Source organism: Adhaeribacter aerolatus (genome assembly GCF_007991635.1).
Lineage (GTDB): Bacteria > Bacteroidota > Bacteroidia > Cytophagales > Hymenobacteraceae > Adhaeribacter > Adhaeribacter aerolatus.
On record NZ_BJYS01000017.1, the window covers coordinates 1 to 21,838 of the forward strand.

At 43.5% G+C, this 21,838-nt stretch carries 18 protein-coding genes; 6 read left to right on the forward strand and 12 right to left on the reverse strand.

Translation table 11 applies throughout. The features are described from left to right. Positions 1-96: 96 nt before the first annotated feature. The 5 genes from AAE02nite_RS11985 to AAE02nite_RS12005 all read right to left on the reverse strand — a co-directional run bounded on the left by AAE02nite_RS11985 (position 97) and on the right by AAE02nite_RS12005 (position 5,633). Entirely contained in the window at positions 97-1,155 is a 1,059-nt protein-coding gene (locus AAE02nite_RS11985; RefSeq protein WP_246150993.1) for a DUF3500 domain-containing protein, read from the reverse strand. Between the two features lie 239 nt (positions 1,156-1,394). Next, positions 1,395-2,474 (reverse strand): dipeptidase, encoded by a 1,080-nt coding sequence (locus tag AAE02nite_RS11990; RefSeq protein WP_146897980.1) that lies wholly within the window; start codon positions 2,472-2,474, stop codon positions 1,395-1,397. Positions 2,475-2,482: 8 nt separating this feature from the next. Further along, complete coding sequence (locus AAE02nite_RS11995) at positions 2,483-3,601, reverse strand: D-TA family PLP-dependent enzyme (RefSeq protein WP_146897981.1); 1,119 nt, start codon at positions 3,599-3,601, stop codon at positions 2,483-2,485. 16 nt (positions 3,602-3,617) lie between these two features. After that, positions 3,618-4,079: a RidA family protein gene (locus AAE02nite_RS12000; protein ID WP_218033487.1), complete on the reverse strand. Its 462-nt coding sequence runs from the start codon at positions 4,077-4,079 to the stop codon at positions 3,618-3,620. Between the two features lie 402 nt (positions 4,080-4,481). Continuing rightward, positions 4,482-5,633, reverse strand: coding sequence for a cellulase family glycosylhydrolase (locus AAE02nite_RS12005; RefSeq protein WP_246150994.1), 1,152 nt, complete (start codon positions 5,631-5,633; stop codon positions 4,482-4,484). A gap of 446 nt (positions 5,634-6,079) precedes the next feature. Between AAE02nite_RS12005 and AAE02nite_RS12010 the strand changes: the two genes are divergently transcribed. Continuing rightward, positions 6,080-6,946, forward strand: coding sequence for a universal stress protein (locus AAE02nite_RS12010; RefSeq protein ID WP_170252590.1), 867 nt, complete (start codon positions 6,080-6,082; stop codon positions 6,944-6,946). Positions 6,947-7,045: 99 nt separating this feature from the next. Here AAE02nite_RS12010 and AAE02nite_RS12015 read toward each other — a convergent pair whose 3' ends face one another. Then, positions 7,046-9,403 (reverse strand): M1 family metallopeptidase, encoded by a 2,358-nt coding sequence (locus AAE02nite_RS12015; RefSeq protein ID WP_146897985.1) that lies wholly within the window; start codon positions 9,401-9,403, stop codon positions 7,046-7,048. 7 nt (positions 9,404-9,410) lie between these two features. Beyond that, complete coding sequence (locus AAE02nite_RS12020; RefSeq protein WP_307725535.1) at positions 9,411-10,025, reverse strand: HupE/UreJ family protein; 615 nt, start codon at positions 10,023-10,025, stop codon at positions 9,411-9,413. A gap of 39 nt (positions 10,026-10,064) precedes the next feature. Between AAE02nite_RS12020 and AAE02nite_RS12025 the strand changes: the two genes are divergently transcribed. Further along, complete coding sequence (locus tag AAE02nite_RS12025) at positions 10,065-10,541, forward strand: DUF6702 family protein (protein WP_146897986.1); 477 nt, start codon at positions 10,065-10,067, stop codon at positions 10,539-10,541. A gap of 164 nt (positions 10,542-10,705) precedes the next feature. Here the strand turns inward: AAE02nite_RS12025 and AAE02nite_RS12030 are convergent, their stop codons facing one another. Together AAE02nite_RS12030 and AAE02nite_RS12035 are read right to left on the reverse strand one after the other, a co-directional pair. Further along, a complete protein-coding gene (locus AAE02nite_RS12030; RefSeq protein WP_146897987.1) occupies positions 10,706-11,590 on the reverse strand; it encodes a universal stress protein in 885 nt (294 codons plus the stop codon). Between the two features lie 235 nt (positions 11,591-11,825). After that, positions 11,826-12,065 carry a hypothetical protein gene (locus AAE02nite_RS12035; protein ID WP_146897988.1) on the reverse strand — a complete coding sequence of 80 codons (240 nt, stop codon included), beginning with the start codon at positions 12,063-12,065 and terminating at the stop codon, positions 11,826-11,828. Between the two features lie 621 nt (positions 12,066-12,686). Between AAE02nite_RS12035 and AAE02nite_RS12040 the strand changes: the two genes are divergently transcribed. After that, complete coding sequence (locus AAE02nite_RS12040; RefSeq protein WP_146897989.1) at positions 12,687-13,799, forward strand: fatty acid desaturase family protein; 1,113 nt, start codon at positions 12,687-12,689, stop codon at positions 13,797-13,799. A 398-nt stretch (positions 13,800-14,197) separates the two neighbouring features. On the opposite strand, the gene ccoS is transcribed toward AAE02nite_RS12040, so the two are convergent. Then, positions 14,198-14,362, reverse strand: a complete 165-nt coding sequence (gene ccoS / locus AAE02nite_RS12045) for a cbb3-type cytochrome oxidase assembly protein CcoS (protein ID WP_146897990.1) — start codon at positions 14,360-14,362, stop codon at positions 14,198-14,200. Next, positions 14,359-16,830: a heavy metal translocating P-type ATPase gene (locus AAE02nite_RS12050; RefSeq protein WP_146897991.1), complete on the reverse strand. Its 2,472-nt coding sequence runs from the start codon at positions 16,828-16,830 to the stop codon at positions 14,359-14,361. The genes ccoS and AAE02nite_RS12050 overlap by 4 nt, the downstream gene beginning before the upstream one ends. 213 nt (positions 16,831-17,043) lie before the next feature. Between AAE02nite_RS12050 and AAE02nite_RS12055 the strand changes: the two genes are divergently transcribed. Beyond that, positions 17,044-17,439: a group III truncated hemoglobin gene (locus AAE02nite_RS12055; protein WP_146897992.1), complete on the forward strand. Its 396-nt coding sequence runs from the start codon at positions 17,044-17,046 to the stop codon at positions 17,437-17,439. Positions 17,440-17,499: 60 nt separating this feature from the next. Here the strand turns inward: AAE02nite_RS12055 and AAE02nite_RS12060 are convergent, their stop codons facing one another. Continuing rightward, positions 17,500-18,708 carry a porin gene (locus tag AAE02nite_RS12060; RefSeq protein WP_146897993.1) on the reverse strand — a complete coding sequence of 403 codons (1,209 nt, stop codon included), beginning with the start codon at positions 18,706-18,708 and terminating at the stop codon, positions 17,500-17,502. A 667-nt stretch (positions 18,709-19,375) separates the two neighbouring features. Here AAE02nite_RS12060 and AAE02nite_RS12065 point away from each other — a divergent pair. Together AAE02nite_RS12065 and AAE02nite_RS12070 are read left to right on the forward strand one after the other, a co-directional pair. Then, positions 19,376-20,665, forward strand: a complete 1,290-nt coding sequence (locus AAE02nite_RS12065) for a citrate synthase (RefSeq protein WP_146897994.1) — start codon at positions 19,376-19,378, stop codon at positions 20,663-20,665. Between the two features lie 773 nt (positions 20,666-21,438). Then, positions 21,439-21,762, forward strand: coding sequence for a YMGG-like glycine zipper-containing protein (locus AAE02nite_RS12070; protein WP_146897995.1), 324 nt, complete (start codon positions 21,439-21,441; stop codon positions 21,760-21,762). Positions 21,763-21,838: the final 76 nt, after the last annotated feature.

Below are 21,838 nucleotides of genomic sequence, written 5' to 3' on the forward strand. Positions count from 1 at the left end.
CAAAAATAAATATCAAACTCACCCGTATAGAGTCTCCGCCCAATTAATTTTAATATCTCATTTTATTTGATTATGAGGACCTTATTTTAAATAATGTCACTTCTTATGCAGATGCTTTTGGTAGTGTACTTTAAGTGCATCTTCGCCGAAATCATTGGTAAGATCTCTGATTACTGTGTGGACGTGGTTGGCGTTGTTCTGGGAGTTATCGTACTCTATCAATATTACCGGACTATGAATGCGGTAATAATGTGGCTTACCGGCGCCCGGCTCCGGACTGCCGGCCCAGGCAAAATACATGTTATCCATACCGGCTTTCTCTACTTTTTGCCGCAAGGCCCTGGCCAAATCCTGCTGATAATTATTCAAATAAAGTTGAAGCAACTGGCTGAATATTTTTTGCTGGGCAGGCGTCATTTGAGGGTAACGCAAGCCAACCGGCTTTTCGAGCATGGCCTTGCGGGCGTTACCGGTAACAATTTCGTTTGGGGCCTTCTCGGCAATTACAACTGTTTTAAGTTGTTCGGCCGAAAAAGAATGCAATAATGTAAACCCCAGCGCTGCTTCCTGCTTTAATATTTGTTTGCCTTTTGCCGGGCCGTCCGGAACAATGGCCGGATTGGCTCCCATAAAGGCAGGAGTTTGAGAAATTACCTGGCCCGTTATTGAAGAAAAGTTTAAGGAGAGATGATGTCCTTCCACGCGCCAGCCCCAAGGATCCTGGGCGGTAGGATTTCCGAATATAGAGAAATAATATTTATCGGGATCGCGGTAGGTATCATCGGGAGGCCTGTTTTCCAGGGCTTTTAAGATTACTTCCAGTTCCATGATAGCCTTGGCTTTGCCGTAGCCCTGCTCACTCAAAGTTTTCTGCAGCAGCGCCATGGCCAGTTCCCGTTGCCGGACATCCATCTCTTTCAAAGGTAACCCTTTTCGTTCCCGCGGCACAAAATGCCAGTTAAACCGCTCTTCATCCGAAAATTCAAAAACCGCTTGCTGCTGTTGCCCGGGCGTTAAGGACTGTAAAAACACTTGTGCTGCCTGCACCAGATTGTTATTTTGGCGGGCAGTTCCGGTAGTACCCGCCGGCTGCTGGGCCCAGACAAAATTGACTGCCATTAACCACATCAAGCAAGTGCCGGCCAGCTTATTCATAGAAAAACCTTTAAAACTTTGACTCCCTACTACCCAATATAAATTTACGAATTTCAATTTAATATATCTACCTCTGAAAAGCAGTAAGGCTAAAATGAACTTAGTGGCCATAACAAATAGGTGAATATACCCAACTCTACTAAGGCCAGCGCAAAGAAAAATACGATGACTTTAACGCCAAGTCGTACAGGTTCCAGCTAAAAATTGTTTGGCTTTTAATATTTTCAAGGAGTCTGCAACTACACCGCCGCACCCCAGGCCCGCCTCAGAAATCGTAGCCAGTTACCATGCATGATGTTTTGAATATCAGCATCGGAATAGCCGCGCTGGGCAAGTAAAACCGGAATCCGCTGTAAATCTGCAATAGTTTCGAGGTCATAGGGGCTTTGTTCTTTCCCGAATGCGCCATCCAGGTCCGAACCAATACCCACGTGCAGGGCATTGCCGGCTAACTGGCAAATATAATCGAGGTGATCCAGTACCTTATCCAGGTTGCAGTTCATCTCTTCGGGCGTAGATTTGCCTCTTTCCCAACCTGGTACTACCATCCAGGCATCCATTACACAACCTATTACCGCGCCCCGGTTTATCAGTTCGCGCAATTGTTCTTCGGAGAATTGGCGGTTGTGATTTACCAGCGCCCGGCAATTATTGTGGCTGGCCCACACTGAGCCGTTAAAATGGTCCAGTGCTTCCCAGAAACTATCGTCGCAGAGGTGGGTAGCATCCAGAATAATATTTAACCGTTCCATTTCTTTTAATAAATCCTTGCCCTGCGGACCTAAACCGCCGGTGGCATCGGTGCCGTTGGCGTAACGGCCCGTTCCGTAGTGTGCTAAGCCCACCGCGCGCAAACCCTGGGCATAAGCCCGCTCCAAATGCGCCGGGGTTAAAATAGAATCGGCACCCTCCAGACTTAAAATATAACCGATTGGCTTCGTTTCGGCCGCACCATCCTGCTGCCACAAGTGGAGGTGATTTTCTAAGCCCGGCAGGTCTTTAATCTGCACCAGTTCGCCGGCTTCTTCCATGGCCCGGTACCAGGCCAACTGGGCTTGCGTTTGCGCCCAGGCTTGCTCCGGCGAATGCCAGCCGGGCAGCGGGTTATCGGGAGCCACAAAACGGGCAATTTGGGTAGCGACTACCAGGCCAATATTTCCTTGTCGTAACTCCGGAAAAGCCACCGTACCTTTTCCCCGGTCCGGTAAATCGGTTTTACCCGCCTCTCTTTCCCGAATTTGGTGTACTGATTGTCGTAAATCCCGGTTCCATTCCATGGCGTTCATGGCCAAATCCAAATGAGCATCTATACTAAACATAAGCTTTGTTAAACGGTAATAAAACGATTGCGGGACACTACTTTCCAGGTGGTTTTAACCTCGCCGGCTTCGGCTACATACGCCTGTTCGTAAAGCGCGCAGGTTGGACAAATATGAATGGGAACGCCGTAAAATACATCACCTACCTGATAATTATTTCCCGGATTTACTTTTACCACCAAATGTTCTTCGCTTTGGCTGATGGCCTGCACATCCGGAGCATTTAAAAATATTACCCGCGGAAATGGATTTTCGGCGGCTACGGATTTATGCCCCAGGTCGAGGCACAAGGTTTCATTATTGGGTTTAGATATTACCCGCGTCAGGACCAGGGCGGCAAAACTAAAATTTTGTTCCGGCAGCGCTTGGCTGTAGCCCCAATCCCAGAAAATAAAGGTTCCGGGGCTGCATTCCACGCCAGAACGCAAGGCATGCACCGGAAAAGTAGGGGAACCGCCCACCACCAAAATGGGGTTGGGTAAGCCTTTCCCGGTTATTTCAGCAGCTAGAGCCGCTACGGGCGCAAATGCCACATCGCTTTTTCTTTTCCTTTCGGCAAAATCGGTATCGCGCAAGTGGCCGTCATAGGCGTGTAGCCCAATGGGCTTAACGCCGTCTATTTCCTGGCATGCGAGGTAAAGGCCTAAAGCTTCCGGTCCCGGTTTAATGCCGGTCCGGTTCATGCCCACATTTAAATCAACAAAAACTGGTAGCTCCCGGCCGGCTTCGTCGAATATTCCGCCAATTTCCGCAGCCGAATGAGCATTATCTATTAAACAACTGTATTGCGTGTCCGGGTAAGTTTCAGTTAGTAGCCGCAACCTTTTTATTTTGGGGCCCACCGGCTGGTAGGCTAATAGCACATCGGGAGCACCGGCCATTCCCAGCATTTCCGCTTCGGCAATGGTGGCGCACTTAAATTTGGTAATACCTGCCGCCAGCAACAATTGGCTAACTTCGGCCATTTTATGGGTTTTAACGTGTGGCCGCAACCACTCCACACCAGCCACCATACTTTTCAGCAGCCGGATATTTTCTTTTACCCGCTCGGGATAAACCACCAGAGCCGGCGTATCTATTTTGGCAATATTTTTAATGGTAAACCATTCGGGCTCAGAACCAAACATAAGGTAAAGATTGATTTTAAATTAACTCAAAAAGCGCCTCAACCTCTACGGGAATATTGTCCGGCAACGAGCCCATGCCTACGGCACTGCGTACGCCAATCCCGTTTTCTTCCCCCCAAATTTCAGCAAATAATTCGCTACAACCATTAATAATAAAAGGATGCTTTTGGAATTCCGGCACACAGTTTACCATGCCCAAAACTTTAATTACCCGTTTTACCCGGTTTAAAGTCCCTAAATTACTTTTAAGCGTAGCCAGAATAGCCAAGCCCACCTGGCGAGCCGCCAGTTTACCTTCTTCCGGGGTAAGGTCCTGCCCTATCCGACCTATAATCAGGCTACCATCGGTTTGTACGGTGCCATGCCCCGATACGTAACAATATTTACCGTCCAGCAGCAGGGGTTTGTACACACCCAGGGGTTTGGGAGCAGGCGGTAAAATAATTTTTAATTTTTCGAAGTTTGTTTTGGGCGTCATAATGAAAAACTTGGTAAATATTTTCGGAATTTAGTAAGTGTTGTCAGGCGAGGACCTCACCCTAAATCCCTCTCCTCCAGGAGAGGGACTTTGAATAGTTTTACAGCTATTGTAATAACCTTGTTTATTTCTTCAGGAAGTTTATACAGCGGTTTGAATAACTAATTCTGGTATTTTGATAGCAATAATAAATCATATTGTAGTTCTAATGGAATTTCCTGAATCTGCTATATGCTTTAATATGATACATTAAACTATACCATTTCTCCTACTCATAAAAGTGTTTCCCTTAAATGAAGCATTACCGGAGCTCCCCTTCGCCTTAAGGAGAAGGGGTTGGGGGATGAGGTGCCTTCCATCACTATTCTCTATAATATTAATTAAATTAATATAAATGTTGTATTAGTGTTGCGCAGCGGCTTTCTGTCTTTTCTTAGTCCGGGTTTGTAGCGGCGCTCTTTGGTTTTTATCATTTTTTGCATTTGCCTGAGTCAGTTCCCGGATAAGTGCTACTTCCTCAGCCCGGTAAGGGTCGCCGCCAGGCCGGTAAATATCATGAAACCACAATTCCGGCTCTGTAGGGTACGGCTTCTGCCACGAATCCCAGGGATAAATGGTATTGGTTTTACCGGCGACAAAACCCCAGTTGTAAGCGGCCACCTTGTATTTTTTGGCTACTGATAAAGAACCCTGAAAAGTGCTTTTGTTACCTCGGGACATGTACTCAGTGCATAACAGGGGACGTCCGAATACCTGCAGCCATTTTACCCGTTTTTCAAATTCCTGGGCATCGTCGTAATTATGAAAAGAAATAATATCGGAATTTTCAACCATTATTTTTTGCAGCGGGTTTAATTTCTCGGGCGAAGAACAGTCGCCATGCCAGATGCCGCAGGTTACGGGTTGCGAAGGTTCGGCACTGAAAGTCCAGGCAAATACCTGCGGCAGCAACCTGGTTACCAATTCTACCTTGTTGGTGGGTTCAAAGGTTTTATAGCTGGAATTATTGGTGTTGTCCGGCTCGTTCCAGACATCCCAGACCAAAATGCGGTCATCATTTTTAAAATGAGATACAATGCCTTTTACGTATCCTTCCAGATAGGCTTGCTTGGCCGGATCTTTCAGCACATCAGCCCCCGGCCCCTGCACCCAACCGGAATTATGAAGCCCTTGCACAGGTTCGTGTTGTTTGCCGAGTTGCGGAAACGGATCCCAGCAGGAATCAAAAAGCACCAGCATGGGCCGGATTTTATGCTTCTGGGCAATATTCAGAAACTGTCCAATGCGATTCTTAAACCCTTCCGCATCCTGCACCCACAGTTGGTCGTGCAGAAAAACCCGTAGGGTATTAAATCCTAAACTTTCGGCTAAGGCTAACTCTTTATCAATGGTAGTTAAATCAAAGGTTTCTGCCTGCCACATTTCGAGTTGGTTAATGGCATTAAAGGGGGTGTAGTTGCAGCCCAACAGCCAGGGTTGCTTTGCATACCAGGCATTCGCTTGCTCCTTTGACCAGACCGGGCGCTGTGCCCACCCCGATAAAGATATATTCAATAATAGACAGGTCAAAAAAATTCTGAGGGCAGTCATTAAGGGTAATATTATAGCTGTTGGTTAATCGCCCTTAAAAGTAAGAGAAAATTCCGGGCAGCAAAATATTATTCAGTTGCGAATAGCTACTTTGGTATTAAAACTAAATTGGGTATGTTGTAACACTAAGGCACTTATCTTACAACTCAATTAGGTAAAGGCGCATCTTTTTTGATTATAATCACCCGGAAAGCTGATGAAAATTATTTCAGATGAAAATTAAAAGGCGCAATTTTGAACCAAGCACAACCTGGCATAAAGGCAGCAGAAACCGAAAGGCTATTCACCGCTTACAGCCATCCTAGAATATGCCAGCCGGATGGAAAATTGCGGTTTTAGCAAATAGTAAGTAATATGCGTATAAAAATAGGTTTAACCGGGCGGCTATGCCCGCACTTAAATCAAGAAAAATGAAAAAAATTCTTGTTCCTACTGATTTTTCGGAGAATGCCGTTACGGCGGCAAATTATGCGGCCTGCCTGGCTAAAGAATCCGGTGCCTGCTTAATTCTGCTCCACACCGAAACGAACCAGGTAGCTATTGCCGAAAGTACCTTGGTAATGGATCCGGACCCAACCACCATATCGGGTTGTAAGCTAAAACTGGAAGAACAGGCGCAGCAAATACAAGCCGAATATTTATTAAACCAACCCATCGAAACGCTGTACCGGACAGGTAGTTTAAGCTTGGTACTGAACCAGGAAATAAAAAATAACCAGGTTGATTTAGTAGTGATGGGTACCCGGGGCACTACTAATTTTTTAGGAAAATTAATTGGCACCAACACAGCCGCCTTTATTAAAACCGCTGTTTGTCCCGTGCTGGTTATCCCACCGAAAACCGCTTACGGACAGATAAAACGAATTGGATACGCGGCAGATTTTCAGTCAGATGAAAGGTTCTTTTTACATCAACTCTTTCAAATATCTGAACCGCTGCAAGCGGAAGTTTACGTGGTAAATATTAAAAGCGAGCGACAGTTAAAAACCGTTACTGATGACCAGGTGTTGTACTACATTCAAAAAGAATTTCCCGAAAGTAACCTGCACATAAATCAGATAAGAGAAAACGATGTGGTAAAAGGCTTGCAATTATTTGCTGAGCAAAACGATATCCAGATTTTAGCCATAGCTATGCAGGATCGTAATTTTCTGGAAGACTTTTTTCATAAAAGTGTTAGCCGGCAATTGGCGTTGGAGGCGCAAGTGCCCGTGCTGGCCTTACCAATCCACCCCTACACCGGTCAGCCGAAACTAAACCACCAAACTTTCTGGTAAGGCCAAACTGCTCAGTATTTTAAGGGCAAGAAGACAAAAAAGCAGCATTTATTCGAATAAACGCTGCTTTTTTAAATAACGGCTATTTAGAGCTGTCTTTTAATTGGTGCCGGCATCGCGGTTTGGTTGGCTTTGCCGGTGCTGCTGCATCGGATTCTGGCCCCCGGAAGAACCGCGTGGTAATTGCTGTTCTTTAAATAATTCGAATTTAGATGGTACATGCTGGCGGGGCCAGGCATTATTACTTTCGTCAATATCCGCCGTTTCGCGGTAAGGGTCCAGTTTTACGCTCTTAACTTCTTTGCCTTTGGCAAATACCTTGGTAACCTGGTTTTCATTTTTGCGCCAGATATAAGCCGGTATTTTCTCTGTTTCGGTTGTGCCATCAGCATAAGTCCACTCCAGAATAATTGGCATTACCAAACCGCCAATATTTTGGAATTGCAGCTCGTAGAAGTAAGATTTTGCGTTATAAAAAGCCTGCTGCTCTTTAGAAAGCGAGCTGTAAAACTGCTGGAATTCGGCTTGGGATGAAGCCGTTACGGCGAATCGGTCCCATTTATTATAGAAGTCCAGCAAACTCGTATCCTGCTCTACTGCCGTTTTAATGCCGGCTACCCGGTTGCGTTCCTGGCTGATATGACGGGCATCCTGCTCGGTATTTTTTTTAACTACTACATTTTCTACCGTCGGGTTTTTTGTATCCATCCGGAAATAGCGCATCCCAGCTATGGCAATATCTACCGGGTCGGTGCCGTAAAACCAGCCGCGCCAGAACCAATCCAGGTCAACTGCCGAAGCATCCTCCATGGTGCGGAAGAAATCGGCCGGCGTAGGGTGCTTAAAGGCCCAGCGGCGGGAATATTCTTTAAAAGCATAATCGAACAACTCGCGGCCCATTACGGTTTCACGCAAAATATTCAGGGCCGTGGCCGGCTTGGCATAAGCATTCGGCCCGAACCGGATAATATTTTCGGAGTTGGTCATGATGGGCTCCAGCTGGTCTTTCGGCAGTTTCATGTAATCTACAATTTTGTGGGCTGGCCCCCGCTGTGTCGGGTAATTCACATCCCATTCCAACTCCGCTAAAAACTGCAGAAAGGTGTTCAGGCCTTCGTCCATCCAGGTCCACTGGCGCTCGTCGGAGTTTACAATCATCGGAAAGAAATTATGACCCACTTCGTGGATGATTACGCCAATCATGCCGTATTTGGTAGCCTCAGAATAAGTGCCATCTTTTTCGGCGCGGCCGTAGTTAAAGCAAATCATCGGGTACTCCATGCCGTTGTTAGCTTCCACCGAAATAGCCACCGGGTACGGATACGGAATGCTGTGTTTGGAGTAAGACTGTAAAGTATGGGCGACTACTTTGGTAGAATAACGGTTGTAGAGCGGGTAGGCTTCGGGGCCGTAGTACGACATAGCCATCACTTTTTTGCCTTCGATGGTTGTTGCCATGGCATCCCAGACCAAACGGCGACTCGATACAAAAGCAAAATCCCGTACATTTTGGGCTACGTAAGTCCAGGTTTTCTTTTTCGGGGCTTTGGCTTTCATGGCTTGCCGGGCTTCGGCCAACGTAACAATTTCGATGGGGGCTTTAGCGGTTTGGGCCTGGTTCCACCGTTTTAATTGCGCCGAAGTTAAAAGCTGGCTGTAGTTCTGGCACTCGCCGGTGGCTCCGATTACATGGTCGGCCGGAGCCGTAATATTTACTTTAAAATTACCGAAGGTTAAAGCAAATTCGCCGCTGCCGATAAACTGCTTGTTCTGCCAACCCTGGAAATCAGAATAAACTGCTAAGCGCGGATACCATTGGGTAATGGTATACAAGTAATTTCCGTCTTCGGCAAAATATTCCAGCCCGCCTCGGCCACCCACTGTCATCCGGTCGGGTATGTTGTAAAACCAATCTACCTTAAACCGGAACCGCTCGCCGGGCTTCAGGGTATTGGGCATTTCTACCCGCATCATGGTTTGGTTAATGGTAAATTTAAGCGGTTTACCGGCGGCATCGGTTACTTTTTTAATTTTAATGCCCAAATCCTGCCCATGTCCCATAATATTCCGCAAATCCCTGGCCGACATTTTTTCCTTCATCTGGCTCTCGTCAATTTTCTGATTGGCACTTTTGGGATCGTGCTCGTTTTCGTCGAGTTGCAACCAGATATAGGTAAGCGGGTCAGGCGAATTATTAAAGTAAGTTACAGTTTCGGAACCAGTGATGCGTTGTTTTGCATCGTCGAGTTCTACATCTATTTCGTAGTCGGCGCGTTGCTGCCAATATTTAGGGCCAGGCGCTCCGGAAGCCGACCGGTACATATTGGGGTCGTGCATCATGGTGCCCAGTTGCTCAAATTTATTGCCGTGGTTCGCGCCGGGGTTATTCTGGTGTTGGGCGCTAGCGGCCGTACCCAGGCCTAATAAAAGTAAAAGCGAATAAAATCGTTTGTTCATGAAAAATTTAGCGGTTAAAAAATAAAGCGCTGAAGCGCTCAACAGACATGGTAAAGGCAATCCCGAAAATGGCCGATGATAAAAACAAATTCCATTCGCGGCGGGAAGCCCGAAACCAGTTCAGGATAAAATAAGAAAGCGTTAAAGTAACCACCACAATGGCTAGCTGCCCCACCTCCAGGCCCACGTTAAAAGCTAATAATGGCCCCAATATTTCGTTGCCCAATAAGCTCCGCAAATAATTAGAAAAGCCCATACCATGAATTAATCCAAACAGGAGCGTAAGCAAATAGGTAAACAGCCAGCTACTCTGGTTTTGGTTTTTCCGCAGAATATTAACCAGGCTGGTAATGACAATGGTAATCGGAATTAAAAACTCGATGAGCGAAACCGAAACCGGAATGAGGTTGAAGACGCTTAGTGCCAGCGTAAGGGAATGGCCGATGGTAAATGCGGTTACTAAAATCAGTAGTTTCCGCCAGTCCTGCCACGCGTAAACCCCGCAGAGGGCCATCACAAACAAGATGTGATCGTAACCCTGCCAATCCAGAATATGCGTAAGCCCCAACTGAAAATATAAAGGAAAATCGTGCAACGCGAACTTTTGCTTAATTTGGCACAAAATTAGTTTTTTTGGCGTTCTTTAAAAAATATAAATCAGATGCTGCACCTCTTTTTAATAAACCTGTTCGCTTTCCTGCACCCATTTTATGTGAGCGTAACAGAGGTGAACCACAACGATAAAACTAAAAGCCTGGAAATAAGTACCCGCATCTTTTTTGATGATTTAGAAACGGTGCTGGAGAAACAATTTAAAACTCGGTTGGATATTTTAAAACCAGCCGAGAAAAACCGCATCGACCCTCTCCTACGGGAATATTTGCAAAAGCACCTGCAACTGCAAATAAACGGCAAGCCGGTAACGCTTACCTATTTAGGCTACGAAATAGAACAGGATGCTGCCTGGTGCTACCTGGAAGTGCCCCAGGTAAGCCGTATTAAACAAATTCAGGTTTTAAACGATGTGCTTTTTGCCGAACACGACACCCAAACCAATATGGTACACATAACGGTAAAAGGCAACCGCAAAAGCACTAAGCTGGATAACCCAGAAAGTAAATTCACTGCTACTTTCTAATTAGAGTGTTTTTTAAATGGTTTAATCTTAATACCTGATTATCAATTTAATATTTAAGCAAAATTATTCTGTAGTTTCTTTCTAAAAAATGCTACCCGGTAAAAATAAAAGCGGCGTAATCATTACGCCGCTTTTACCCAAATTACTAAACTTTATCTTTTAATTTATATAGCCACTAACTCCATGTTAGGCTTACGTTGTTTTTCAATGGTGCAAACCGGGCAATGGGCCGAACAAATAATGCCGTTGCTCTCCGGATAAATAATGGTTGGAATATGCCGGTGGTAGGCATCGGTTTTTAAATATTTTTGGCTGCACAGGCGATTTACCAGGTTTGCGTCGGGGGTGGCAATAACGAGTAAATCGGCCTCCCGCTGTTCGGCAAAATCATTGATGCCTTCCAGTTTATCATCTTCTTCGAGCAGAAAAAAATGTATTTTATCGTATGTTACCTCCACGCACAACTGGTTTAAAGCCTTTTTGTATTGGGCCAGGTACGGCCGCTGTGTTTTTTGGTAAACATGCACCAAATCCAGGTCGGCATTAAATAGCCGGGCAAAAGAAATTATTTTTTTCAGAATGCCCATATCCAGTTTTGTAAAATCGGAGGCATAACTGATACGCGAATAATTTTTAAATTCTCCCTGTGGCGGCACCAGCAAAACCGGACAGTTTACCCGTTCCAGAAAAGCCTGGAAAAAATGCGCATTTTCGGGTTCGTCTGCGCCATAAGGCGTAGGCATCAAGATCAAATTTATGTGGTAATCCTGTACCAAATCCTGCACCGAACTTACCAAAGAGCCCGACCTCACCACGCATTCGTTGTATACCACCGTGGCATTTACTTTGGGGTATTGCTGCTGCAACCGGCCGGCAAAACTCCGTAACCGCGACAAAGCCCGGTTCTCGGTGGTAGCCGTTAAGGTTTCGGATTGCAAACAATGCAACAGCACAATTTCGGCATCGGCTTTAGCCGCCAACTTGTTGGCAAATTGCAGCACCGGTAAGGCTTCCTGAGATAAATCGGTGATTACTAATATATTTTTCATGGTATTCAGCTATTAGTTGGGCGCAGGGGTTAATTTTCTATGGTAAAATTAGGCTAACCCAATCTACTCTCCGACGACTAGCATCAACCTGAAAGTTGATATTTATCATGTTTAGGTATTAGGGCTTAGTCGTAAGCGTAGTAAACCTAAAATTAAGTATAAAAATAAAGAGGGCTCTTGCGTAAGAGCCCTCTTTATTTAGATCCGGATAATAGCAGTTTAAACCTCATATCAGTTAATCTTCTTGGCATTGTCGTAATAATTGTTCTTCGGCCAAGTAATTCCGGATTTCTTTGGAAATTAAACGCATTTTTACTTTGCTTGTAATTGGCACCCGTACATTTTTTCCGTCGGTTAATTTAAATATTACTTCCAGGCTTCCTTCCGCCGGATTAAATTCGGCTAATTGCTGCCGCAGCTTTCTAATTTCTTCTACTTCGGTTAATGCAGGGGTTAAATTTTCAAATTTATTCATAATGTTTAATGTTGTTCCTTGCTTAATACGAGTAAGCGAAAAAAGTAACCGTAAACTGATATTATTTTTTTATTAAATGATTGAATAAACTTTAATTTTTATAATAACCCGTAATTTTAATTGATAAAATTTAAGACAAAGAAACTATTAGGCAAATATATTTCAAAATAATATCTTGTGTAAAAAGGGTCTATTCTAAGTCTTTATTTTCGTCTTTTATGGCATTTGAATCGGCGACTCACCAGTATTGTTTTTCCCCCGAACCCAAGAATATAGTACTGCAGCAGTTCTGATTAATAACTTTAAAGAATTATTTAAATATTGCAGAATGGAAAGCCTATTGGTGCAGAACTAAATATTTTAAGTATTATACTCAGACCTAAAGGAAAAATATCCTTTTGAAACGCTGGATATGCTTCGTCGCTTTATTCTCCAAACCTTGAACTGATATAGACCCGGGATGGTTAACTACGTACAATTGTTTAACTATTACGTATTTATCCGTAATATTTAGTTAGCTTTGGGAAGCGTTCTGTTTAAAGGATTATTCTTATACCTGAACCGCGCCGTTCCCTTTTGTACCAGTATATTTGTTTTTTCCTTTTCATCTATTCTTTATTTATGCAAACCACCAGACGCGTAAAGTTCACCAATCCTAATAAAAGTAACTTTTACCCCACCCTCAAAAAAAGAGTAGATCAGTATTTTGCCGATCAACAAATATCGAAATATGCTAACGGCAGCATGGTTTTAAAAACAGTTGTTTTGCTGCTGACGTATCTGGTGCCTTTTGTTATAATATTGGCTTTTCAGCCTGGTTTAGGTTTAAGTTTGCTGCTTTGGTTTATGATGGGTTTGGGAATTGCCGGTATTGGCATGAGCATCATGCACGATGCTAACCACGGCGCCTATTCCGAAAACAAAATTGTTAATTACCTGGTGGGCCACAGCCTGAATTTAGTAGGTGGCTCGGTCTTTAACTGGAAGCTGCAGCACAATATTTTACACCACACCTACACCAATATTGCGCACATTGACGAAGATATTCAGGACCGGTTGGTACTGCGGTTTTCGCCGCATACCCTGGTTAAAAAGTATCACCAGTTGCAATACATTTATGCTTTTTTCTTTTACGGCCTGCTAACCTTGTATTGGGTACTGGCCAAAGATGCCATTCAGTTTATTCAGTTTACCCGTAAGGGCGTAAATCCGCAGACGCAAAAAGAGAATGTTATTACGGTACTTAAAATCGTGGCCAGTAAAATATTTTACTTTCTAGTAATCTTTGGTTTGCCGGTTTTTGTATTCAACATCCCTTTTGCCGAAGTTCTGGCCGGTTTCTTTCTGATGCACTTTACAGCCGGCATTATTTTAACCGTTGTTTTTCAGTTGGCCCACACCGTAGAAGGTACCAGCCATCCCTTACCCAACAGCGAAGGCAATATTGAAAACGATTGGGCGATTCACCAATTAAATACCACTGTTAATTTTTCGCCGGATAATAAATTTATTGGATGGTACGTGGGGGGCCTTAATTACCAGATAGAACACCACCTGTTTCCGCGCATTTGCCACGTCCATTATCCACAAATTGCCGGGATTGTAAAAGCTACTGCCGCTGAATTTGGCATTCCTTACATGGTAAACCCCACCTTTATGCAGGCCCTGAAATCGCACCTGTCTACCTTGCACCGTTTCGGTCGCCTGCCCGATTGGAATACCGCGATTGGTTAAATTTCCGGAATATGCTTTCTTTTCAGAAGTTTGGTACCACATTCCGGTTAAATGTTATGAAGGTTTAATATAAAAAGGAATATTTGATACCTCGCCCAAAATCCTTCTCCTGAAAATGGAGAGGGATTTTGATTAGTCTTTCAGCTTTTGCAATACCGTTGTTTTATCTCTTAATGAAGCTTTTAAAGAGAATGGAACAACTAATGCTGGTATTCGAATAACAGTAATATAGGCCAAAGCAGTTTTAGAGGAATTTACTGCGTCTGCTATATGCTCTCTGCACTTATATATCACAAGATAATATTATTCCTTCTGTTAAAAGCGTTTCCCTTAAATGAAGCATTACCGGAGCTCCCCTTCGCCCGGAGGAGAAGGGGTTGGGGGATGAGGTCCCTCTCCTAAGACTTCCGGGGTTTTTCTTCGTTTTCTTCCTCAAATAATATCCGTACCGAAGGCGTATAATCATCTTCGTACTGACCCGACTTTACCGCCCACAGAAAAGAACTCAGAAAGATGATGGCAACGGTTAAGCTAATGGCGATTAATATATAAATAATGGTCATGCGATTACGGTTTTAGTTTCCTTAGATGATTTTGGTTGTGCGGTTCGGTTTAAGCCCATTCGCCAGGCCACTACCCGTACTCCGATAATTGCTGCCAGAACCACGCTGATAGAACTAATGGGCATGAGGATAGCCGAAATAACCGGCGAGAATTTACCCATTACGGCCAGGCTTAAACCAATAATGTTGTAAATAAAAGATACGCCAAAGCTGAATAATATTACCTGCAGGCTCCTTCGCGAAAAGCGCAGGAAATCGGCCAGGCGGGTAAAACTGCCGGAATCCAGAATGGCATCGCAGCCAGGCGAAAATCCGTTTACCGAATCGGTTACCGAAATACCGGCATCGCTCATCTTTAAAGCCCCCGCATCATTCAGGCCATCGCCTACCATAATAACCCGCCGGTTCTGTTTTTTTAGGTTTTCGATATAAGTCAATTTATCGGCCGGCGATTGGTTGAAGTGTAATTCAGCATCTTCGCCAAATAATAGCTGCAGGTTACTCTTCTCCGCGTCGTTATCACCGGATAATACCGCCAGCTTTTTAGTTTTGCGCAATTCCCGGATTAAGTCGGCCAAACCGTCGCGGTAATGGTTGCCGAATACAAAATAACCGGGTTGGTTTTCGCCGATTTGTACATAAACGCTGGTTTCGCGGTTCGACCGATTAGCTGTTTGGTGCTGCGTACCCGCGTAGGCAACCGAACCAACCCGTACCAATACTCCGTTCACCTCTCCTTCTACCCCTTTGCCGGGTAGCTCTTTGTAATTAACCACCGGCCATATTTTACCTGCTAAAGATTCGTAAACCCGCTGGCTTAAAGGGTGCGTGGAGTGCTGCAATACCGAACGTACGAACGCCTGCTGGTCAGTGGTTAATGGCTCTCCGTGGTAGTTTAAATCAGTTTGGTTGCTCACGGTTAAGGTACCGGTTTTGTCGAACACAATAGTATCGGCTTTGGCCAGCGTTTCGGCCACTTCTCCGTTTTTGAGGTAGAATTTATGCTTACCAAATATCCGGAGCACATTAGATAAAGTAAAGGGCGTAGATAGCGACAAGGCGCAAGGGCAGGCAATTACCAACACCGAGGTAAAAGCTTTGATAGCCATATCATGATCGCGCGGTACCCAATAAATTAAAGCCCCTAATGCGATGAGCAAAGTAACGGTGATAAAATATTTACCTACGTTGTGCGCGTACGTACCAAAGCTGGCGTAGCCCCGCTCCTTCCGGAAAATATCATTGTTCCAAAGCTGGGTCAGGTAACTTTGCGATACATCTTTAATTACTTCCAGTTGAATACTTTCGCCCGTTTGGCGCCCGCCCGCATATATTATTTCGCCGGCCACTTTGGGCACCGGCACCGATTCGCCGGATACAAAACTATAATCGATAAATGCTTGGCCGCTCAACAAAATAGCATCGGCCGGGACCAGTTCCTGGTTCCGGATGCGGATGCGCTTACCCGGCACCAGTTCTTTTACCGAAATAATCTTTTCCACGCCTTTTTCCAGCGTAGTAACCGAAATAGGGAAATAAGACTTATAATCCCGGTCAAACTCCAGGGCGTCGTAGGTGCGCTGTTGCACGTATTTGCCAATCAGCATAAAAAAGACCAGACCGGTAAACGAATCAAGAAAACCGGGGCCATGGCCTGTAAATATATCGTAAAGGCTTACCAAAAATAAAGAAAGTAAACCCAGGCTAATGGGTACATCTAAGTTGATGTGTTTTTGCTTTAAACCTTGCCAGGCAGATTTAAAAAATACCGGCGCGCCGTACAGGAAAACCGGTAAACTGATGAGAATATTCAGGTACCCGAAAAAAGAGCCAAATTCCCGGTTTACTTCATCGGCCAGCGAAAAATAATCCGGAAAGCTTAACAGCATAATATTGCCGAAACAGAAGCCCGTTAAACCCAGCCGGATGTAAATAGCATAATCTTTCTTCTTTTTCTTTCTCGATAAATTATCCAGGTTTAAGGTGGGCGCATAACCAATTTTGTGCAGCAAGGTTACAACGGCACTCAACTTGGTTTTAGCCGGGTTGTAAGAAATAGATATTTCTTTCCGGAGAAAATTTACCCGCGACTGAATAATTCCGGCATCCAGTTTAAATAAGTTTTCGAGGAGCCAGATACAGGAACTGCAGTGCATACCAGGTATCTGAAAAAGTACTTTATGCAGCGAATCATCTTTAAAACTCAGCAACTGGCCCAGTACCACGTCCTCGTCGAGGTAAGAAAATTTATTTATGTCTACCTCCTCCTCATTTACGGTTACGCCGGGTTTTTCACCGTCTTCGAGGTTATAGTAGGTACACAGGTTATTCGCATACAATAATTCATACACCGATTTACAACCGGTACAGCAAAAAGCTTTTTCATCGGCGTAAATCGGGGTAGTATCGCATTCGTCGCCACAATGGTAGCAATGCTCTTTTATTTGGGGTGAGGCAGTAACTTGCATGGTTATTTCCTTAAGCAAGTGCAATATTACAAACCCTTAGCCGGCCCACAGATGAGTAAAATCAGCCTTGAAAATGACTTTGCTCATGTAGCAAAAAGAAGGTAAATAAGAAATTTGTTCGGGTAAGATTATGTTCAGCTATCTGGAATGGTGCAAGCCAGCTTAAAACAGCAGCTTTTATCAAGTGCCCATTGCAGTAAAAGAAACAACAGAATGGAAAATAAAACAGAAATAAAGGGCCGGACCGAAGTAGAACTGCTGGTGAATAATTTTTACGACCGGGTAAACCAAGACCCTATGCTCAGCCCCATTTTTAATGTGCAGGCACAAGTAAACTGGCCGGCGCATTTACCCAATATGTATGATTTCTGGGAAACTTTACTTTTCGGGCGAGCCGTTTACAAAGGTTTTCCATTCCCGAAACACACCACTTTAAATTTACGTGCCGAGCATTTCGACCGATGGCTGGAATTATTTAACCAAACGGTAGATGCGGATTTTACTGGCCTGCTAGCCGAAGAAGCCAAAAACAAAGCCCTGAATATTGCCACCGTTTTCCAGATGCGTTTAGGTTTAAAACCTGTTGGCCTTGGGATAGTGGCAAAATAAAAAGCTCCCTGTTTTAGACTTCCGCCTTAAACAGGGATCTGCTTAAACTATTTCCAGTATTTATTTACCAGGTGAAAAATCGAAGGTATAAACAAAGGCGGCGCCTAAAGTTACCTGCGATTTTTTACTAAAATTACCATTGGTATCTTCAAAGAATTTATCTTTCGCTGTATCAATCCTGAACTCTGGTTTCAGATTAAAGTGGCCATCGGCCAGTTTTATGTCACCGGTTAAAGTAAATTCATTGCCTTTAAAGGGTCCGAAATACCGGACGCCACGGGGATCTTCGAAACGTTCTGCGCGTAATCCCAAGCCAAATTTATCAGAGGCAGCAATGTTCAGGTAAACGGCGGCTCCCTTCCAGGAAGCATCATCCGAATAAGGATCGGTTTCATCTATTACGGCTGCCCCGGAAGAAAATGAACCATAAGCCGCATTAAGGCCAAACTTCACTTTTTCACTTATCTGGTAAGAGGTAGTTATGTCCCACAAATCAGTTCTGCAGCCCTTAATGGTTCCGAAATAGGATTTACCATCGTGCTCATCACCGCCAATGTAATTAGCGTAAACATGAAAGCCTTCGGTGGGTGTCAGGTGCACCTGGGCGGTAACTGATTTTTGTTTATTAAAATCCATGAGCATATCCCAGCCGTTCACGACACCCAGCATCAGGCCCAGTTTATCATTAACAGCGTAGTCCAGCTTTGCCCCCGTATGGTAAAAGGGGCCGTTACCAAATAAATAAGATAAGCTGTAGTTAAAGTTTAGCGGCGCATCTATCAGTTCATAACCAATATGGGTACCGTACTGGCCAATGGTAAAAGCCAGTTTATCGGTTAAGTTATAGCTTAAGTAAGCCTGCTTTATCGCAAACGACGAGGATGTAATATTATCCTGGTTAGTGTTTAAACTGCGGTAGTTACCAAAGTTACCCAAATCGGCGTTCGGTCCGTAAGTTAAATCGGCTACTACTTTCGATTTGCCATAAGTATAGGTAATCATGGTTTGTACCAAACCTAAAGCAAAGTTATTAGCCGGTAAATCAAAAATCCGGCCCCGGTTTACGCCGGATTGTGGATTATTAAAGTTGTTAAAATAATAAGCATCAACGTAGCCACTAATGGATAAGGCACCGGTAGCCGGTATTTCGGGCTGTGTGATGGTTGCTTCAGAAGGACTGGTTACCCTTACCGAATCGGTGTGCTGGGCAAATAAGTGAAGGCTTGAACAAGCCAACAGGCAGGAAAGAAGTAAAGGTTTTTTTCTCATAAAGCTTTTTATTATAGGTTAAATTTTTACATCCGGGCTTTGCATTGGTGATTTATGTTAACTATTAACTATTAATAGTCACCATTTACAGTTCGACCTCTTTTTAAACACCAATTATCAAATATTATATTACAAATGTAAAAATTGCCTCTATAATTAATACCTATAATAATAAATATACATATTTTTCAGATAAATGACAATATTTTTTAACTGATTTAATAATTATGTTATATAAAGATGGTTTTCTAAAGAATTTCTAAACTCTTTACAAAACTTATATAATATCAAAAAAAATTATGCCTTAATTTTAAAGATGTTTTCAAAATTTTACGCTTTTTTTTTGAAAACATACATTGATTTTATAGTGTTTATTTACATACAATATGTATTTACAGGAAATATGCTAGTAAAACAAGCAGGATACCCCTTGCTTCTACTTATATTAATAGAATAGCAATTATTCAATTACTAGTACCCTATACCAGCAAGCAACTTGTTAATGGAAGGAATGAAGAGGGATTAATTACAGGGTGCCCTTGTAAGCACGACAAATTATATTAAATTAAATGCCCGTTAAATCATGAATTCATTTCATCTTTCTGCATTTTTACATAATTTCGCTCCGACGAGTAAACTGATTATATCTTAACCCTAACAACTTAATATGTCTGACACCGCTGAACTAATCATTGAGGGCAAGTCAATCCAATTGCCTGTTATAGTAGGTACTGAAAATGAAAAAGCCATAGATATATCATCATTGCGTGCTAAAACTGGTTTTGTTACCCTCGATTCAGGTTATAAAAATACCGGTGCCACAACCAGTGCTATTACTTTTTTGGATGGAGAAGAAGGTATTTTACATTACCGGGGTTACCCAATTGAACAACTGGCAGAAAAATCTTCTTTTGTTGAGGTAGCATACCTGCTTATCTACGGCGAACTACCTAGCCAAGCCCAACTCGATGATTTCAGCAGTCAAATCAGCCAGCATAGCCGTTTACCCGAAGGTTTGGAAAAAATATTAGCTGGTTTTCCCGCTAATGCACACCCGATGGGCATCTTATCGGCTCTGGTTAGTGCGCTCACGGCTTTCTACCCCGAATCGGTAGAACCAAACCAATCGAAGGAACAGATTGAATTAAATATTACCCGGCTTATTGCCCAAATTTCTACGATTGCCGCCTGGGTGTACAAACACGGTAAAGGGGAGTCGCTGGTTCAACCAAAAGAAAACCTGGATTACTGCTCTAATTTTCTGCACATGATGTTTTCTACGCCGGAGCAAGATTACGAAATCAACCCGGTGGTGGTAGATGCCCTGAATAAATTACTAATTCTGCACGCCGACCACGAACAAAACTGCTCTACCTCTACGGTGCGGTTGGTGGGGTCTTCACACGCCAGCTTGTATTCTTCTATTTCGGCGGGTATCAATGCGTTGTGGGGCCCGCTGCATGGCGGAGCTAACCAGGAAGTAATAGAAATGCTGGAGGCAATAAAGCAGGACGGTGGCAATTCGCAGAAATGGCTGGAGAAAGCCAAAGATAAAAACGACCCTTTCCGCCTGATGGGCTTCGGACACCGCGTTTACAAAAACTTTGATCCGCGGGCTAAAATTATTAAAGCGGCCTGCGATAATATTTTAAACAACCTGGGCGTAAACGACCCTACCCTGAACATTGCAAAAGAACTGGAACAAGCCGCCCTACAAGATTCGTATTTTGTCGATCGGAAGCTGTACCCCAACGTTGATTTCTATTCCGGAATTATTTACAAAGCAATTGGTTTGCCCAACGAAATGTTTACGGTAATGTTTGCGATTGGCCGGATGCCGGGTTGGATTGCACAGTGGAAAGAATTGCGCGAGAATAAAGAACCAATCGGTCGGCCCCGCCAGATTTATACCGGTCAATCTGCCCGGGATTATAGCTTAATTGAGAACCGTAGCTAAATAATAATTTAAAAAAAGATATAAAAAGAGAAGCCGGCTTTTGCCGGCTTTTCAGTTATTAACCAACTAAATTGTTACTATGAAAAATCTTTTTAAGCCGTAAGGCTCATTTAGATAACCAGAAATCAGCAATTCTGTTTTCATCAGGCAATTTATTTTTGCCACAAACTGATCTTTTTGCAGAATCACCTACCTTAACACTTCTTAACTTCCTCACCCGAATTACCAGCTTTTACCAAGACTTATTTTTAAAATTAAGCCGGGAAGTAAAACTTCAAATTCAAAACCATCTTTACATTCGGGTACAAACCTCTTTAGTTTTCTGGTAAGTTACTTACTTGACTTTAACCATCCGGCTATTCCCGGATGGCCAACTCCAAAATTTTAACTTCTGTACTCAAGGTGTTTATTAAAGGTGTCAGGGCTTTTATTTAATTCAAAGATAAAAGTTAAAAACCCGCCGATGTAAATTATTCGTTGAAACCGGCTCCTGCGCAGGTAAACTGAATTCGTAGCCCGACGAAATTGTTTTTAATAGCTTTTAAAGTAAATCCGGAAGTATAAACAAATCTTTTTTAAACCTAAAAACTAACTAAGCCGAAGCAGTTTTGTTTAAAAACTTTAGCTTACAAGAAAAACAAAATATAATTATTCGTTTAAAATGATTGGACTAAATAATATCAGCTCTGCTCCTGTTTACAGAAAGCCAAAACCTAAAAACAACCGATTTCGTTTAAATCGAAGAAATTATTAATTGAACAAAGAACAAGACTATGAAAAATATCCAAATTTATTTAACTATCCTTTTTGCATTTTTCTTATTAAACAGTCAGTCTGCCCAAGCGCAGGATACGAAACAAAAGGAGCCCGAAAAGAAAGGCTGGAGTAAAAAAGCCAAAGGAGCAGTAATTGGAGGTGCAACTGGCGCAACTGCTGGCCGGGTAATAGCAGGTAAGCGCGGGGGTACCCGTGGTGCTATTGTAGGAGGTGCGGCTGGTGCCGTTGCAGGTGGAGCTATTGGCCGGAAGAAAGACCGGCAGAAAGATCCCCAACGCTACGAACAATATGCCGACAAAAACAAAAAGCAGGATAAATAATTACTTTGCTCCATTGAAATGTAGTAAAATAACTACAACAAAAAAGACCGCTATTGAAGCGGTCTTTTTTGTTATA

Excerpts from the sequence above, each read along its gene's own strand:
- AAE02nite_RS12015 (WP_146897985.1), bottom strand. The coding sequence starts at position 9,403 with ATGAACAAACGATTTTATTCGCTTTTACTTTTATTAGGCCTGGGTACG.
- ccoS (WP_146897990.1), bottom strand. The coding sequence starts at position 14,362 with ATGACCATTATTTATATATTAATCGCCATTAGCTTAACCGTTGCCATC.
- AAE02nite_RS12040 (WP_146897989.1), top strand. The coding sequence starts at position 12,687 with ATGCAAACCACCAGACGCGTAAAGTTCACCAATCCTAATAAAAGTAAC.
- AAE02nite_RS12070 (WP_146897995.1), top strand. The coding sequence starts at position 21,439 with ATGAAAAATATCCAAATTTATTTAACTATCCTTTTTGCATTTTTCTTA.
- AAE02nite_RS12000 (WP_218033487.1), bottom strand. The coding sequence starts at position 4,079 with ATGACGCCCAAAACAAACTTCGAAAAATTAAAAATTATTTTACCGCCT.
- AAE02nite_RS12050 (WP_146897991.1), bottom strand. The coding sequence starts at position 16,830 with ATGCAAGTTACTGCCTCACCCCAAATAAAAGAGCATTGCTACCATTGT.
- AAE02nite_RS12010 (WP_170252590.1), top strand. The coding sequence starts at position 6,080 with ATGAAAAAAATTCTTGTTCCTACTGATTTTTCGGAGAATGCCGTTACG.
- AAE02nite_RS12055 (WP_146897992.1), top strand. The coding sequence starts at position 17,044 with ATGGAAAATAAAACAGAAATAAAGGGCCGGACCGAAGTAGAACTGCTG.
- AAE02nite_RS11995 (WP_146897981.1), bottom strand. The coding sequence starts at position 3,601 with ATGTTTGGTTCTGAGCCCGAATGGTTTACCATTAAAAATATTGCCAAA.
- AAE02nite_RS12065 (WP_146897994.1), top strand. The coding sequence starts at position 19,376 with ATGTCTGACACCGCTGAACTAATCATTGAGGGCAAGTCAATCCAATTG.
- AAE02nite_RS12060 (WP_146897993.1), bottom strand. The coding sequence starts at position 18,708 with ATGAGAAAAAAACCTTTACTTCTTTCCTGCCTGTTGGCTTGTTCAAGC.
- AAE02nite_RS12035 (WP_146897988.1), bottom strand. The coding sequence starts at position 12,065 with ATGAATAAATTTGAAAATTTAACCCCTGCATTAACCGAAGTAGAAGAA.
- AAE02nite_RS12030 (WP_146897987.1), bottom strand. The coding sequence starts at position 11,590 with ATGAAAAATATATTAGTAATCACCGATTTATCTCAGGAAGCCTTACCG.
- AAE02nite_RS12025 (WP_146897986.1), top strand. The coding sequence starts at position 10,065 with ATGCTGCACCTCTTTTTAATAAACCTGTTCGCTTTCCTGCACCCATTT.
- AAE02nite_RS11990 (WP_146897980.1), bottom strand. The coding sequence starts at position 2,474 with ATGTTTAGTATAGATGCTCATTTGGATTTGGCCATGAACGCCATGGAA.
- AAE02nite_RS11985 (WP_246150993.1), bottom strand. The coding sequence starts at position 1,155 with ATGAATAAGCTGGCCGGCACTTGCTTGATGTGGTTAATGGCAGTCAAT.